We start from the raw sequence: 15278 nt of genomic DNA on the forward strand, positions 1-15278 counted from the left end.
GATGACCTCGACCGATTCTCCCGTCGCCACCCGTGGCAACCCGCCCGGAGCGGGCGACGCGGCTTCCGCACGCCGCAACCCGCCCGGCCCGACGGCGCCGCCCCCTGGGCAGGCCCCCGCGCCTTCTCCCGTCCCCCCGGCTGGCACGGGTCAGCGCGCCGGCGCGCGTCCGCGGCTGCTCGACCGTCTCCGGCCCGCGACGGGCCCGCGCCGGGCCGGGCCCGGACGTCCCGGGTTCGTGACGCCGTCGGGCGCGGAGGGACGGGTCGAACGCCTGCGTGCGCTCGTCGCACCCCGGGTCACGGCGGTCAGGACGGGTGCGGCTGCAGCCGTCTCGGTCGTCAGCCCGTTCGGGCGGGCCGTGCTCCTGGGGGTCGTCGCGGCGTGGTGGGCCGGCCTCGTCCTGTCCTGGGTCGAGCTGCTCGCGGTCGCGACCGTCGCGACCGTCGTCACGCTCGCGGCGATCGCCTTCGTCCGTGGGACGTTCCGGTACACCGTGAACCTCGACCTGGGACAGCGGCGCGTCACGGTGGGGGACCGGGCCGTGGGCACGCTCGAGGTGAGCAACCAGTCGCAGCGCCCCCTGCTGCCCGCCGTGATGGAGCTGCCCGTGGGGGCGGGCCTGGCGACGTTCCCCGTGCCGCGCCTGCGGACAGGGGCGACCCACGAGGAGATCTTCACGATCCCGACGCACCGGCGGTCGGTCATTCCCGTCGGGCCCGTGCGCTCGGTGCGCGCCGACCCTCTGGGACTGCTGCGTCGCCAGGTCGTGTGGACCGAGCCCGAGGAGCTGTACGTCCACCCGCGGACCAAGAACCTGACCGGGTCGTCGACGGGGTTCCTGCGCGACCTGGAGGGGCGCGTCACGCAGGACATCTCCAACTCCGACGTGTCGTTCCACGCCCTGCGGGACTACGTCCCGGGCGACGACCGCCGGCACATCCACTGGAAGACCACCGCCCGCACCGGGCAGCTCATGGTCCGCCAGTTCGAGGAGACGCGGCGCTCGCACCTCGCCGTCGTGCTCTCGACGAGGGCCGAGGACTACGGGCACCCCGACGAGTTCGAGCTCGCGGTCAGCTCGTGCGGGTCGCTCGGGCTCCAGGCGATCAAGGAGGATCGTGGCCTCACGGTCCTCGTCAACGACGGCAGCCTGCGCGGTGACAACCGGGTGCGGCTCCTCGACGACCTGGCGCGCATCGAGGCGCGCCCGCTACGGACGAACCTCATCGACCTTGCGCGCGTCGCGGCCGCGAGCGTCACGGACGCGTCGGTCGTGGCGCTCGTCGTGGGCAGCGTCGTGTCGCCCACCGAGCTGCGTGCCGCCTCGGCACGGCTGCCGCAGGACGTCCGCGTCATGGCGATCCAGTGCATCCCGGGGGCGAAGGTCAGTCGCCACCGGATCGCTGAGCTCGTCGTGCTCACCATCGGGGAGCTGGGCGACCTCCCCCTCGCGCTGCGGAGGCTGGACGACTGATGACCGGGAACGACACGCGGGGCCGGATGGCACCGCCCGGCGACTCCGGCAGCGCTGCAGGCCACAGCACGGCGTCGTCGACAGGGACGGGCACCCGCTCCGCCGGGACGACGGCCCGCTCGACGACCCGTCGACGCGGCGCCGACGCGCCACGCGCCCTGCGGGCGACCGGAGCGGTCGACGCGCTCGCGCTCGTCGTGATGCTCGGTGCCGCGCTCCTCGGCTTCGGTCCCGCATGGGGGTCCTGGACGTACCTGCTGCCCGCCGTCGGTGGCGCGGTCCTCGGGCTCGCGGTCGCCTGGTGCGGCGCCTGGCGGCGATGGAACCTCCTGACCGTCACCGCCGTCGCGATCACGGTGTACGTGCTGCTGGGCGGGCCCTTCGCACTGCCTGCGACGACGGTCGGCGGGGTGCTGCCCACCCTCGAGACCGTCCGCGGCCTCCTGCTGGGGGCCGTGACCGGGTGGAAGGAGTTCGTCACGACGGCCCTGCCGCTGCAGTCCTTCCCCGAGCTCGGCGTCGTCCCGTTCCTGCTGCTGTACGTCACGGCGCTCGGCGCAGGGACCCTCGCCTGGCGGGTGCGGGACGCGCACTGGGCCCTCGTGCCCGTCACCGTCGCGTTCGTCGCGGTCATCCTCCTCGGCAGCATCCTCCCCGCGGTCCCCGTGGTGCAGGGCCTGGTGCTCGTGGTCGTCGGGCTGCTGTGGGGTGCGTGGCGCGCGACCGAGGCACGGCTGGGCGAGCGCCAGGTCGCCACCGCGGCGAGCATCGTCGCGACCCGGCGACTGCGCTGGCACCGCGCCCGCGGTGGCGCGATGATGCTGGCGCTCGGTGCCGTCGTCGCCGTCGTCCTGGTGCCCGTGGTGACGCCGGCGACCGAGCGCGTGGTCCTGCGTGAGCAGATCGTCCCCCCGCTCGACCTGCACGAGTACGTCAGTCCGCTCGCCTCGTTCCGCAAGTACGCCAAGGAGATGACGGAGGAGGAGCTGTTCACGGTCGACGGTCTGCCCGCGGGGGCGCGCGTGCGGCTCGCGACGCTCGACGCCTACGACGGGGTCGTCTTCAACGCGTCGACCGGCGCGGGCTCGGGTGTCTTCACCCGGGCGGGGGACCAGATCGCCACGGTCGCCCAGGGCACACCGACCGATCTGACGGTCACGATCGGCGCCTACGGCGGCGTGTGGGTCCCCGCCGTCGGGGCGCTCGCGGGCGTCGAGTACGCGGGTGCGCGCACCGAGGCGCTGGGCTCGACCACGTACTACAACTCGACGACGGGGACCGGCGTCGTCACCGCCGGGCTGGGGCGGGGCGACTCGTACCGGCTCGACGCGGTCGTCGCCCCTGCGCCGTCCGAGGACGCGCTGCGATCGTCGAGGATCGAGGACGAGAAGCTGCCCGCGTGGACCCAGGTCCCGGACTCGGTGGCCGCCAAGGCCGCGCAGTTCATGGCCGAGGAGACGGATCCCGTCGTGCGGCTCGACAACCTGCGGACCGGGCTCGTCGCGAGCGGCATCTTCTCGAGCGGGCTCGAGACCCAGCTCCCGTCCCGCCCCGGCCACTCCGCGGAGCGGATCGACACCTTGCTCGCTGCGGACGAGATGGTCGGCGACGACGAGCAGTTCGCGGTGGCTCTCGCGCTCATGGCACGCTCGGCAGGGATCCCTGCACGGGTCGTGATGGGGTTCTACCCGCCCGAGGGCTGGGAGGAGGGCACACCCTTCGTCGCGACGGGGGCCGACGTGCACGCCTGGGTCGAGGTCCCGTTCGCGGGCTACGGCTGGGTCGCGGTCGACGCGATCCCGGAGGAGGACAACAAGATCAAGCCCGAGCCCAAGAGCGACCAGGTCCCCAAGCCGCCCGTGCTCGAGGACCCCGAGCCGCCCGAGGAGCCCGCCGACGCCGACGCCGGCGAGGTCGACGAGGACGAGAAGAAGGACGACGCCGAGTCGAAGGGCTTCGACTGGGGCCTGGCGGCCGTCGTCGTCGCCTCGGTCGCGATCCCTCTGGCCCTGCTCGCCCTGCCGCTCGTGCTGATCCTGGCCCTCAAGGCGAGACGGCGCAGGAGGCGGCGCGAGGCACCGCGTCCCGTCGACCGGATCAGCGGCGGGTGGCGCGAGGTGCTCGACGTCGCCACGGACCTGGGTGCGCCGGTCACCTCGGGCGCCACGAGGCGCGAGAGCGCGAGAACCTTGACGGAGTCGTTCCCTGCGGCCGCGACGCCCACGGTCGGGCTCGCGCGCACGGCCGACGCCACGGTCTTCGGCGCGGGCGACCCGAGCCCGCAGGACGTCGACGCCTACTGGACCGGGGTCGACTCCCTCGTGCAGGGGATGCGTGCCACCTTGCCCCGTCGCCGGCGGGTCCGGGCTGCGCTGTCACTACGATCCTTGCGGGGTGCGCTCCCTGCCTGGCTCCCTGCCCGGCTGCGGCATCCCCGACCATCCGGGCGGACCGCGAGCACGCCGCCGCCCGGCCCCGTCACGAAACCAGGAGACTCCTGATGTCCGAGGTCACGATCTGCAGCGCCTGCGGGACGTCGCAGCCGGGGGGATCCGCGTTCTGCGCGGTGTGCGGCACGAAGCTGCCGGGCACGACCCCCCTGCCCGGCGCGGGCCCTGCGGCTGCCGGACCGGTGCCGGTCCGTGAGCCGGCGATCGCGATCACGACCGAGCGAGAGGTCGCGGCCGCGACCCAGCGCGCCGGGGCGACGGTGCTCCGGGCATCCGGCGTCGCCGAGCTGCCCGGGGTGCTCGACCGCGCCCCGCTCGCGGGGACGGGGCGCCGGTTCGTGGCGTACCTCGTCGACCGCACCGCGTCCCTCCTGGTCGTGGGGGCCGCCCTGCTGGGGGGCGCGGCTGCCACCGGGCTCTCGTCCACGGACGTCGCGACCTGGACGGCGGCTCCGCAGGCGGCCCCGGTCGGCGGGCTCGTGGCAGTGTCCGCGGTGGCGGGCGGACTGGGCCTCGTCTACTGGCTCGGCTCCTGGTTCTGGGAGGGGCGGACGGGCAGGACGCTCGGCAACCTCGTGACGGGCATCCGGACGGTGCGCGCCGGGGACCGGGCACCGCTCGGGTTCGGCCGGTCGGCGCTCCGGTGGATCCTGACGTTCCTCGGCGCGCTCGCCTTCGGTGTGGGCGAGCTGCTGGTGGTCCTGTCCCCGGCGTTCGACGGTGCGCGGCGGAACCAGGGCTGGCAGGACAAGGCGGCCGACGCCCTCGTGCTCGACGCCCGAGGGGCGCAGGGGCCGCAGCCGTCGCAGGTCGCGGCCGCGTCGGGACCCTACGGGATGCTGGCCGGCGGAACGGCTGCCGAGACGAGGGTGAGCGCAGGGCGCGGGCCGCATCCTTCCGCGCACCCCCCGGCCCAGCCGGTGCCGCAGGGGTGGGCTCCCTCCGGCCGGGCCCCCGCGGAGCCGGTCCCGGTTCCGGGCACGTCCCCCGACCCGTGGGCCTTCCCGCAGGCGGGTGCGGACGCCACGGACGGCCCCGGTCCCTTGATCACGGGGGTGCCCGGGAGCGGACGACCAGCGGCTCCGGCGCAGGTCGACCTCGAGGTGGCCGCGCTGCCGCAGGGCGCGGCGTGGACCGAGGCCCCCGTCTTCACCCCGGCCGCACCGGCGGAACCGCCCGCGCGCCAGGGGACCGGGGCGTCCGACGTGTCCGCGGCGTCCCCGACGGGGGTCGAGGTCGACCGGGCCGCTGCGTCCGCCGCCCTCGCAGCGACGATCGTGCCGGTCGAGGAGCCGGACTGGGACTCGACCCGGCTGAGCGCGCAGGACCTCCGGCGGGAGAGCGGTTCAGTGTCGACCGTCGCCGCCGGCGTCGAGCTCGAGCTGGAGTCGGGGCTCCGGGTCGCGGTCTCGGGGTCCGCTCTCGTGGGACGCAACCCGCAGACGCAGGACGAGGGCCCGAGCACGCTCGTCCGTGTCGACGACCCGACGCGCTCGGTCTCCAAGACGCACGCGGAGCTGGGGTTCGACGCCTCAGGACTGTGGGTCCAGGACCGAGGGTCGACGAACGGCACGGTCCTTGCCCGGCCGGACGCCTCCCCGGTCGTGCTCGAGGCGGGCGTCCGTGTTCCCGTACCTGTGGGATCCGTGATCCAGGTCGGCGACCGGCGCATCGTCGTGCATCCTGGTCGACCCGCATGAACCGGGCGGGCACCGGGCTGCGGCTCGCGTGGGGAGCGAGCTCGCACCGTGGGGTGCGGCGGCTCCTCAACGAGGACAGCTTCCTCGCGGACCGCTCGGTGTTCTTCGTCGCCGACGGCATGGGTGGGCACGACGCCGGAGAGGTCGCGAGCGCTGCGGCGATCGACGCGCTCAGGCCCCTCGGGGAGCTGACGACCGTCTCGCCCGAGGACGTGCGCGGTCGGCTCGTCGTGGCTCAGGACGACGTCCGGGCCATCAGCACGGAGCCGGGTCGGGGCGCCGGGACGACGGTCACGGGCGTCGTCGTCGCCCAGATGGAGGGAATGCCGTACTGGCTCGTGGTCAACATCGGCGACTCCCGCACCTACCAGATGTCCCGCGGCACGCTCGAACAGCTGAGCGTGGACCACTCGGAGGTCCAGGAGATGGTCGACGCGGGCACCCTCACGGCGACCGAGGCGGTGACCCACCCGCGGCGCCACGTCGTCACGCGCGCAGTCGGGGCGTCGCTCCCGCCCGAGCCCGACTTCTGCTGGATCCCGATCGAGTCCAGGGACCGGATGCTCGTCTGCTCCGACGGCCTGACGGGCGAGCTCTCGGACGAGCGCATCACCGAGATCCTGCTCGCTCAACCCGATCCCCAGGTCGCAGCCGACCACCTCGTCAACGAGGCGATCGTGGCCGGTGGGCGGGATAACATCACTGTCGTCGTCGTGGACGCGACCGGGGCATGGGAGGACACCAGCGACGGTTCCACGACCCCCCGGGACACCACGGGGCACACGGACGACGACACCTTGCCGCGAGAGTTGCACCTGCAGAGGAGGGACCGGTCGTGAGACTGCGCTACGACACCGGGAGCGCGTTCGGTTTCGTCCGGGGCGGTGCGATCGTGATCCTTCCGGAGGGCGCCTCGAACGAGCTGGTCGGCCGCCTGTGGGACGGTCTCGACACGGCGGGCGAGGCGGAGATCGAGGTGATCGAGGTCATCCAGCTCCTGACCGTCGTCCTGGGGGCGACGCTGCGCACCATGCCACCGTTCGCGGTGGCGGTCACGTCCGAGGGTCGCGCTCAGGTCGCCGTCCGCGGCCAGGTCTCGGTCACGCTGCGCACGTCCACAGCGAGCGTCCACGTGGACGGGGACGACGTGAGCACATGGTCCGAACGACTCGTCGAGGACGTCGAGGAGGTGTCCGTCCAGCTCGGCGTGGACGAGGCGCCGTCGCTCGAGGCGGGCCCGGGGCAGGTCGCCCTGGTCGGCCTGCCGCTCCACGAAGGGGTCGTGCTGGCCTCGCGCATCCTCCGGGATCTCGTCGGTGCACCGGTGGCGCGCCCGCCCGAGGTCGGTACGGACGAGCTGGGCCGACCGGAGCCGGCCCCCGCAGCGGGCACCTCCACGCCCGCTCCCGTCCACCCGCACGGGGCCCTCGCGCCCGGGTCGACGACGCCGGCGCTCGTCGCGTGGTCCGAGCCGGTCGCGCTCGCGGACGGCGACCCCGCGCCCGTGCAACCCGACGCCCACGTGCCGGCCGAGGACGGTGAGCCCGCGCCGCCGCAGCCGGACCCCCGCCTGTCGACCGAGTCGTTCGGGGCGTCCTTCGGGGCGGTCGAGACGATCATCTCGCTCGACACGGCTCTCGAGCGCACGGTCGCGCCCGACGGCGCCCGCGGGGCGGCCGAGGCGGTCGAGGACGGCTACGGTCACCTGTGGGAGTCGACGGTCCTGCGGGCCGTCGAGGACGCGGCCGTGCGCATCGACGAGGACGAGGACGAGGAGCACGCGACCCCGGGCGCCCTCGCCCCCGCACCGGTGACCGAGGCGGCAGCGTCGGTCTCGCCGGCAGCGCCGGTCGAGCCGCCCGCGCAGGTCGTCGAGACGGCCGCCTCGTGCACGACCCTGATCGACGGGATCCCCCGCGAGTGGGCTGGGACGTCCGGCGATCCCGTGCCGGTCTCCGTGGGCGGCGACGTCCACGGCCCGGTCGAGAGCGACGGCGCCGCAGAGCTGCCGGTGGACGGCGTGACCGACACCGTCGACCACGACGGCCACACCGTCTTCTCGTCCGTGATCGCCGATCTCCGGGCCCAGGTCGCCGGGGTCCCGAATCCCGTCCCGCCGCCGGTCGGTCCGACCTTCACCCCACCCCCGCCGCCAGGGGCGCAGCAGATCCTGGCCCGTGCGTGCCCGGACGATCACCCGAACCCTCCGTCGCGGGACGTCTGCGGGGTGTGCGGCGCCCCTCTCCATGGCGACGCCCGGCTGGTGACCCGACCCTCCTTGGGGCGCATCGTGCTGTCCACCGGCCAGGTGGTCGAGCTCGACCGGCCGGTGGTGCTCGGGCGCAGACCGCGCACCACCCGAGCACAGAGCAACGACCTTCCCCGTCTGGTCGCGGTCCCCAGCCCGGAGCAGGACATCTCCCGCTCGCACCTGGAGATCCAGCTCGAGGGATGGCACGTGCTGGTCTGCGACCTCAGCACGACCAACGGCACCACGCTGCTGCGTCCAGGCCAGCCGCCCCGGCGTCTGCACCCGGGGGAGCCCACCATGGTCGCGTCGCACGACGTCGTGGACGTCGGTGACGGCGTCACGTTCGTCCTCGAGGGGTTGCTGTGAGCAGCAAGCGTGCGCCGTCTGCGCCACCGCTGATCGACGGCTACGAGTACGTGTCGGTCATCGGGTCCGGGGGTTTCTCCGACGTCTTCCTCTACCAGCAGCAGCGCCCTCGACGTCGGGTCGCGGTCAAGGTCCTCCTGCACGAGTGGTCGAGCGAGTCGCAGCGCGCGGCGTTCGACGTCGAGGCGGACCTCATGGCCACGTTGTCGACCCACCCGTCGATCGTCACCATGTACGAGGCCGACGTCGCCGAGGACGGCCGCCCGTACCTCGCGATGGAGTACTGCTCCAGGCCGAACCTCGGCGCCCGCTACCGGTCGGAGCGGCTCAGCGTCGCCGAGGCGCTGCGCATCGCGGTGCAGATCGCCGGTGCGGTCGAGACGGCGCACCGCGCCGGGATCCTGCACCGCGACATCAAGCCGGCGAACATCCTCGTGACCGAGTACGGGCACCCGGCTCTCACGGACTTCGGCATCTCCTCGACCATGGACGACGCCTCCCGTGCCGAGGGCATGTCGATCCCGTGGTCCCCCCCGGAGTCCTTCGCCGACGACCCGTGGGCGGGCAAGGAGACCGATGTCTGGGCGCTCGCGGCCACGACCTACACGCTCCTCGCGGGGCGGGCGCCGTTCGAGCTCCCCGGCGGGTCCAACTCGAGCGCGAGCCTCATCACCCGGATCGAGTCGACGCCGCTCGTCCCGACGGGCCGGACCGACGTCCCCGCCTCCCTGGAGCGGGTCCTCGGGACGGCCATGGCGAAGAGCCCGGCCTCGCGCTACCCCACCATGCTCGCCTTCGCGCGAGCGCTCCAGCAGGTCCAGAACGAGCTCTCGCTGGCGGTCACCCCGCTCGACGTCCTCGCCGACTCGGGGCTCGCGCAGGAGGAGGAGGTCGACGACGACGGAGGTACGCGGCTGCGTGCCGTCGTGTCGATCGACCCGCGCGGTCCCGGCCTCGGCGGCAGACTTCCTGCCGGCGGTGCGTCGACGACGAGCGGCACGGCCCCCGTCGTCCGCCACGACCCTGGCGTCCCCGCCGCGGCAGCGGTCCGAGGGAGCCTCGCACCCGACGCGTCCGCGGGGCCCGGGCGTCTCGCCGACGCCGCCCCGGCCGTGCTCCTCGGCCCGGCACCTGCGCACCCGACCCGTGCGGCCTCGTCGGGCACCGGGTACGCCCCGCCGCGGCCCGACGCACGGGGGTCCGGCCATGCCGGGACAGGGCTCGCGCCCGTCGCCCCGTGGGGCCCGCCCGCCGACGACACCGTGCATCGCGCCCCCGAGGCAGCACCGACCGCCGAGCCGGCCCCGCGGACGCACAGGCGCGCGCTCTGGCCTCTCCTCGGGGGGCTCGGGGTGGTGCTGCTCGTGATCGTCGGAGCCGTCGCGCTCCTCACGGGCGAGGGGGCCGGGCCCGGCGCACCAGGTACGACCGCAGTCGAGGAGCCCGACCTCGTGCCGCCCCCCAACGACAACCTCGGCGACCTGGTGCCGCTTCCCCAGGACATGCAGTCCCGCTACGACGAGGCCGCGGGCAACGCGGTCTTCACGTGGGAGCCGCCCGAGGGAGCCGCAGCCGACCTCTCCTACGCCTGGCAACGCCTCGACGTGACCAAGGAGACCGTCCCCGTCCCCCTGCCCGCCGGCACGTCGTCGCTGGAGATCCCCGCCGGCGCGACCGAGACCGTCTGTGTCGCCGTCCGCGCCGTGCAGGACGGCAGACCGTCGGAACCCGTCCAGGAATGTGTGAACAACCCATGAGCGACCTTGCGATCGAGTTCTGCGGCGAGTGGTTCCGGCCCGCCAAGGGCGGGACGTTCGACATCGGGCGGGACGGTGACCTCGAGATCGAGGACAACCCCTACCTGCACCGTCACTTCCTGCGGGTCACGCACGAGAGCGGCATCTGGTGGCTCGCGAACGTGGGCTCGCTGATCTCCGCGACGGTCTGCGACACCGGTGGTGGAGTGCAGTCGTGGCTGTCACCCGGCAACCGGCTGCCCCTCGTGTTCCCCTCGATGTCCGTCGTCTTCACCGCCGGGCCGACCACCTACGAGCTCCTGGTCCAGCTCCAGGGTGCGCCCTACCAGGAGATCCGCTCCGCGGAGACCCCGGACGGCGCCACGACGATCGGCGCCGTCGCCTTCACGACGACCCAGAAGCAGCTCGTCCTGGCACTCGCGGAGTCGGTCCTGCGCCGCGACGGGACGGGACTCTCCGAGATCCCGACCTCGGCCGACGCGGCCCGCAGGCTCGGGTGGGCGACCACGCGCTTCAACCGCAAGCTCGACAACGTGTGCGAGAAGCTCGACCGCATGGGCGTCAAGGGCCTGCGCGGGGGAGTCGGGGCGCTCGCCACCAACCGGCGAGCACGCCTCGTCGAGTACGCGGTCGCGTCCCGCCTGGTCACCGCCCAGGACCTGCCCCTGCTCGACCTGGTCGACGAGACCGCCTGACCTGCTCCACGAACCCCGCGACGAAGAAGAGGCCCTGTGCGTCTGAAGATGACCCTGGTGCGCCACGACGGCACGACCGACGACATCGTCGTCACGGCCGACGCCGGGAGCTCGGTGGGCGATGTCGCCCGGGCGATCGCCGTACGGGACCCCAGGAACATGGGCTCGCTGGTGGACGTTCCCCCGCTCACGCTGCGGGCCCAGCTTCCCGGCCAGGAGCAGTCCGTCGTGCTGGAACCGGACATCCCCATCGGGGAGGCATGGCTCGGTTCGGGAGCCGTCGTGCACCTCCTCGACGCGGCTCGCGCCGCCGGGTCCACGGGCGACGTCCAGAACGTCATGGCCCGCGTCCAGGTCGTCGCTGGGCCCGACACCGGGCTGCGACGCGATCTCGTCGCCGGCCGCTACACGGTCGGTCGGGCGGCGGGGTGCGACCTCGTGCTGTCGGACCCCCTGGTCTCGAAGAAGCACGCCAGGATCGACGCCTCGGACCGCACGGAGGTCGTCGACCTGGGCTCCGCGAACGGCATCGTCGTCGACGGGGGCCTCGTGAACCGGTTGCGGGTCGACCGGCCGCAGACCATGGTCCTGGGTGACTCCGTCCTCGTCGTCGAACCGCTCGGCAGCGCGGTGGGCGGCCCCGTCGCGGGCCCGGTGCCCTTCAACCGGTCGCCCAAGGTCGAGCCGCGCTATGCCGGGGAGAAGTTCGCGGCGCCGACGGCCCCGCAGGAGGAGGAGCCGCAGACCTTCCCCGTCCTCGCACTCATCGCTCCGGTCGTGCTGGGCCTCGCCATGTACTTCGTCACGCAGCGGCCGACCGCGCTGCTGTTCATCCTCATGAGCCCCCTCATGCTCATCGGCAACTACGTGACCGAGCGCAAGCGTCGCCGCCGCCGCCGGGAACGGGACGTCAAGCGGTTCGACGAGCGGCTCGACGGGTTGCGCACCGCCCTGCGCGACGAAGAGGTGGCCGAGCGTGCCGCGCGGCTCCAGGAGGCGCCGGCGACGCCGCTCACCCTGGCAGAAGGGCTGCGGCGCGGTCCGTTGCTCTGGACGCGCCGCCCGGAGCACTGGTCCTTCCTCAACGTCCGGCTCGGGCTCGGCTCGATGCCCTCGCGCAACGAGGTCGAGCTCCCCGGGCGCGGCGAGATGCTCCCCGAGTTCCAGGAGCGCCTGGACACGTTGGTCGACCAGCACCGACGCGTCGCGGGCGTCCCCGTGGTCGAGAACCTGCACGACGCGGGCGCGCTCGGGCTGGCCGGGCCGAAGAACCTGGTCGAGCCGGTCCTGAACTCGGTGCTCGTCCAGCTCACGGTGCTGCACTCGCCCGCGGACCTCGTGGTCTGCTCGCTCGTGACACCGACCTGGTCGCGGTCGCTCGAGTGGCTCAAGTGGATGCCGCACACGTCGACGACGACGAGCCCGATCGACGGCAACCACCTCGCCGACAGCGCCAGCAGCGGTGCTGTCCTCCTGGCCCAGCTCGAGGAGCTGATCCGTAGCCGGCTCGCCGAGAAGCGGGATCGGGTCACGCGGCGGGGAGCGGCCCGGACACGGGACGCGGCCCTCGAGCGCGGCGCGAGCGTCGGGGAGAGCGGGGGCGTCGCCGTCGAGGGGACGAGCTCGCCGCTCCCCGCGGTCGTGGTCCTGGTGTCCTCCGAGGCCGACGTCGACCGTGCACGGCTGGCGCAGCTCGCGGAGACGGGGCCCGACGCGGGGGTCTTTCCCGTCTGGGTCGCCGACGCCGTGCGGGGGCTTCCCGCCACGTGCCGCACCTACGTCGAGGTCGAGCCCGACCGCGCGACGGTCGGCATGGTCCGCCTCGGCTTGACGGTGGACGACGTGGAGCTCGAGACGGTCGACGCACCCTCCGCGGTCGAGTACGGCCGCCGCATGGCGCCCGTGTTCGACGCCGGGGTGGTCGACGAGGACGCGAGCGACCTGCCGCGCACCGTCTCCCTGCTGACCCTGCTGGGTACGGACATGGCCGTCTCGAGCGACGCCGTGATCGACCGCTGGAACCAGAACCTCTCGATCACGGACCGCACCCCCGGAGCCGTCCCGAGGCGTCGGCGCGCCGGGGGACTCCGCGCGCTCGTCGGCTCGGCCGGGTCCGACGCGATGCAGCTCGATCTGCGCACGCACGGGCCGCACGCCCTCGTGGGCGGGACGACGGGTTCGGGCAAGAGCGAGTTCCTCCAGGCATGGGTGCTGGGGATGGCTGCCGAGTACAGCCCGGACAGGGTCACGTTCCTGTTCGTCGACTACAAGGGCGGGTCGGCGTTCGCGGACTGCGTCCAGCTCCCGCACTGCGTCGGCCTCGTGACGGACCTCTCGCAGCACCTCGTGCGGCGTGCCCTGACGAGCCTGCGAGCAGAGCTCCACCACCGCGAGCACCTGTTCAACCGGAAGAAGGCCAAGGACATCCTCGAGCTCGAGAAGCGCGGGGACGTGGACACGCCTCCCGCCCTCGTGATCGTCATCGACGAGTTCGCGGCGCTCGTCTCGGACGTCCCCGACTTCGTGGACGGCGTCGTGGACATCGCGCAGCGCGGGCGCTCGCTCGGCATCCACCTCATCATGGCGACCCAGCGTCCGGCCGGGGTCATCCGGGACAACCTGCGCGCCAACACGAACCTCCGGGTCGCGCTGCGCATGGCCGACGAGTCCGACTCGTCCGACGTCGTGGGGACCCCCGATGCGGCGCACTTCGATCCCGGGCTACCGGGTCGCGGGCTGGCGAAGACGGGACCCGGCCGGGTCCGTCCGTTCCAGTCGGCCTACGCCGGGGGGTGGACCTCCGACGAGGCGCAGCCGCTGCGCATCGAGGTCGCGGCGCTCAGGTTCGGCGGGGAGATCCTCTGGGACGCCCCGCAGCCGGCGGTGGTGCCCGAGGAGAAGGACCTGGGGCCCAACGACCAGCAGCGCCTCGTGGCGTGCATCGGGGCCGCGAGCCGGCGCGCGGAGATCCCGAGCCCGCGCCGCCCGTGGCTCGACGAGCTCGCGACGACCTACGACCTCTCGAGGCTGCGCCAGCGGACGGACACCGAGCTCCTGATCGGGGTCGGCGACGTCCCCGAGCGCCAGGTGCAGACGCCCGTCTACTTCGAGCCCGACGTCGACGGGCACGTGGCCGTCTACGGCACCGGCGGGTCCGGCAAGAGCACGACGCTGCGGACCCTGGGGATCGCGGCCGGCATCACACCGCGCAGCGGGCCCGTGCACGTCTACGCGCTCGACTTCGCCGCGGGCGGGCTGAGGATGCTCGAGGTGCTCCCGCACGTCGGGGCGGTCGTCGGCTCCGACGACGTCGAGCGGGTCGTGCGGACGCTGCGCATGGTGCGCCACGAGCTCGACCGTCGGGGCGAGGCCTACGCCCAGGTCTCCGCCGCGTCGATCACCGAGTACCGCAAGCTGGCGAACGTCCCGGACGAGCCGCGCATCCTGCTCCTCGTCGACGGGTTCCCGACGTTCCGCGAGGACTTCGAGGTCGGGGCCGGGCGCGCCGCCTGGTACGACGTGTTCCGGGACGTCCTCACGGACGGGCGCGGCCTCGGCATCCACGTGGCCTTCACGGCGGACCGGTCAGGAGCCGTGCCGTCGTCGGTACGGTCCAACGTGCAGCGGAACATCGTCCTGCGCCTCGCCGACGACAGCTACGGGCTGTTCGACGTCCCGGGCGACATCCTCGGGCCGTCCTCGCCCCCCGGTCGTGCGATCGTCGATGGTTCGGAGGCTCAGGTCGCGATCATCGGGGGCAGTCGCGTGGTCGCCGACCAGTCGCTCGCGACGAAGCGGCTGGCGCGAGCGATGGTCGAGGCGGGCGTCCGTGCGGCACCGCGCATCGAGTCGCTGCCCAAGGAGTACGGGCCCGAGGTCCTGCCGGACGCGCTCCAGGGCTACCCCGTGCTGGGGCTCGGCGACGCGGACCTCGCCCCGCTCGGGTTCGAGCCCACCGGGTCCTGCCTGATCGCGGGATCTCCCGGATCGGGACGGACCAATGCTCTGGCGGCGGTCGTGAGCGCCGTCCGTCGCGCCGATCCGGGGGTGCAGACCTATCTGGTCAGCAACCCGCGGTCGCCGCTCGCAGGCGCGCCCGGCTGGACCGAGGTGGCGCTCTCGACCGACGACACCGTGGCGCTCGCGAAGCGGATCTCGGCCCGGGTCGCCGAGGGCGCCGAGGGGGAGCGGGTCGCGGTCTTCGTCGAGGGGATCAACGACTATCTCCAGTCGCCGGCCGATGCTCCGCTCGTGGAGCTCGTCAAGACGATCAAGCGGCACGGGCACCTGGTCGTCGCCGAGGCGGAGTCCTCCGGGTGGAGCTCGGCCTGGCCGCTCATGACCGAGTTCAAGAATGCGCGTCGAGGCCTCATCCTCCAGCCGGACGGCGCCGAGAGCGAGCTGCTCCTCAAGACACCCACAGCCCGGGCGCAGAGGTCCGAGTTCCCGCCCGGTCGGGGGGTCTACGTCGCTCGCGGGACCGCCGCCCGGGTCCAGCTGCCGTTGATGCCTGCATGACGGGCTGATGGGGACATCTCCCCATTTCGCCCGCCCTGGGGGTCCCGCTAGGGTGATGCCGCAA

General features: G+C 73.6%; 8 protein-coding genes. All 8 read left to right on the forward strand.

Going from position 1 to position 15278, the window contains the following annotated elements:
- Window position 1: 1 nt before the first annotated feature.
- The 8 genes from H9623_RS03055 to H9623_RS03090 are packed head-to-tail and all read left to right on the forward strand — an operon-like array spanning window position 2 to window position 15214.
- Entirely contained in the window at window positions 2–1477 is a 1476-nt protein-coding gene (locus H9623_RS03055) for a DUF58 domain-containing protein (RefSeq protein WP_227748099.1), read from the forward strand.
- On the forward strand, window positions 1477–3978 hold the full coding sequence (locus H9623_RS03060; protein WP_227748100.1) for a transglutaminase-like domain-containing protein: 2502 nt from the start codon (window positions 1477–1479) through the stop codon (window positions 3976–3978). The genes H9623_RS03055 and H9623_RS03060 overlap by 1 nt, the downstream gene beginning before the upstream one ends.
- Window positions 3978–5627 carry an RDD family protein gene (locus tag H9623_RS03065; RefSeq protein ID WP_193718629.1) on the forward strand — a complete coding sequence of 550 codons (1650 nt, stop codon included), beginning with the start codon at window positions 3978–3980 and terminating at the stop codon, window positions 5625–5627. The genes H9623_RS03060 and H9623_RS03065 overlap by 1 nt, the downstream gene beginning before the upstream one ends.
- Window positions 5624–6466 carry a PP2C family protein-serine/threonine phosphatase gene (locus tag H9623_RS03070; protein ID WP_193718630.1) on the forward strand — a complete coding sequence of 281 codons (843 nt, stop codon included), beginning with the start codon at window positions 5624–5626 and terminating at the stop codon, window positions 6464–6466. Before H9623_RS03065 ends, H9623_RS03070 begins: the two co-directional genes overlap by 4 nt.
- Entirely contained in the window at window positions 6463–8244 is a 1782-nt protein-coding gene (locus H9623_RS03075) for an FHA domain-containing protein (RefSeq protein WP_193718631.1), read from the forward strand. The genes H9623_RS03070 and H9623_RS03075 overlap by 4 nt, the downstream gene beginning before the upstream one ends.
- Window positions 8241–10001, forward strand: a complete 1761-nt coding sequence (locus tag H9623_RS03080; RefSeq protein WP_193718632.1) for a serine/threonine-protein kinase — start codon at window positions 8241–8243, stop codon at window positions 9999–10001. The genes H9623_RS03075 and H9623_RS03080 overlap by 4 nt, the downstream gene beginning before the upstream one ends.
- On the forward strand, window positions 9998–10696 hold the full coding sequence (locus H9623_RS03085) for an FHA domain-containing protein (RefSeq protein WP_193718633.1): 699 nt from the start codon (window positions 9998–10000) through the stop codon (window positions 10694–10696). The genes H9623_RS03080 and H9623_RS03085 overlap by 4 nt, the downstream gene beginning before the upstream one ends.
- Window positions 10697–10732: 36 nt before the next feature.
- Complete coding sequence (locus H9623_RS03090) at window positions 10733–15214, forward strand: FtsK/SpoIIIE domain-containing protein (protein ID WP_193718634.1); 4482 nt, start codon at window positions 10733–10735, stop codon at window positions 15212–15214.
- Window positions 15215–15278 lie beyond the last annotated feature (64 nt).

The organism is Oerskovia douganii, assembly GCF_015142735.1.
In the GTDB taxonomy this organism is placed as follows: Bacteria; Actinomycetota; Actinomycetes; order Actinomycetales; family Cellulomonadaceae; genus Oerskovia; species Oerskovia douganii.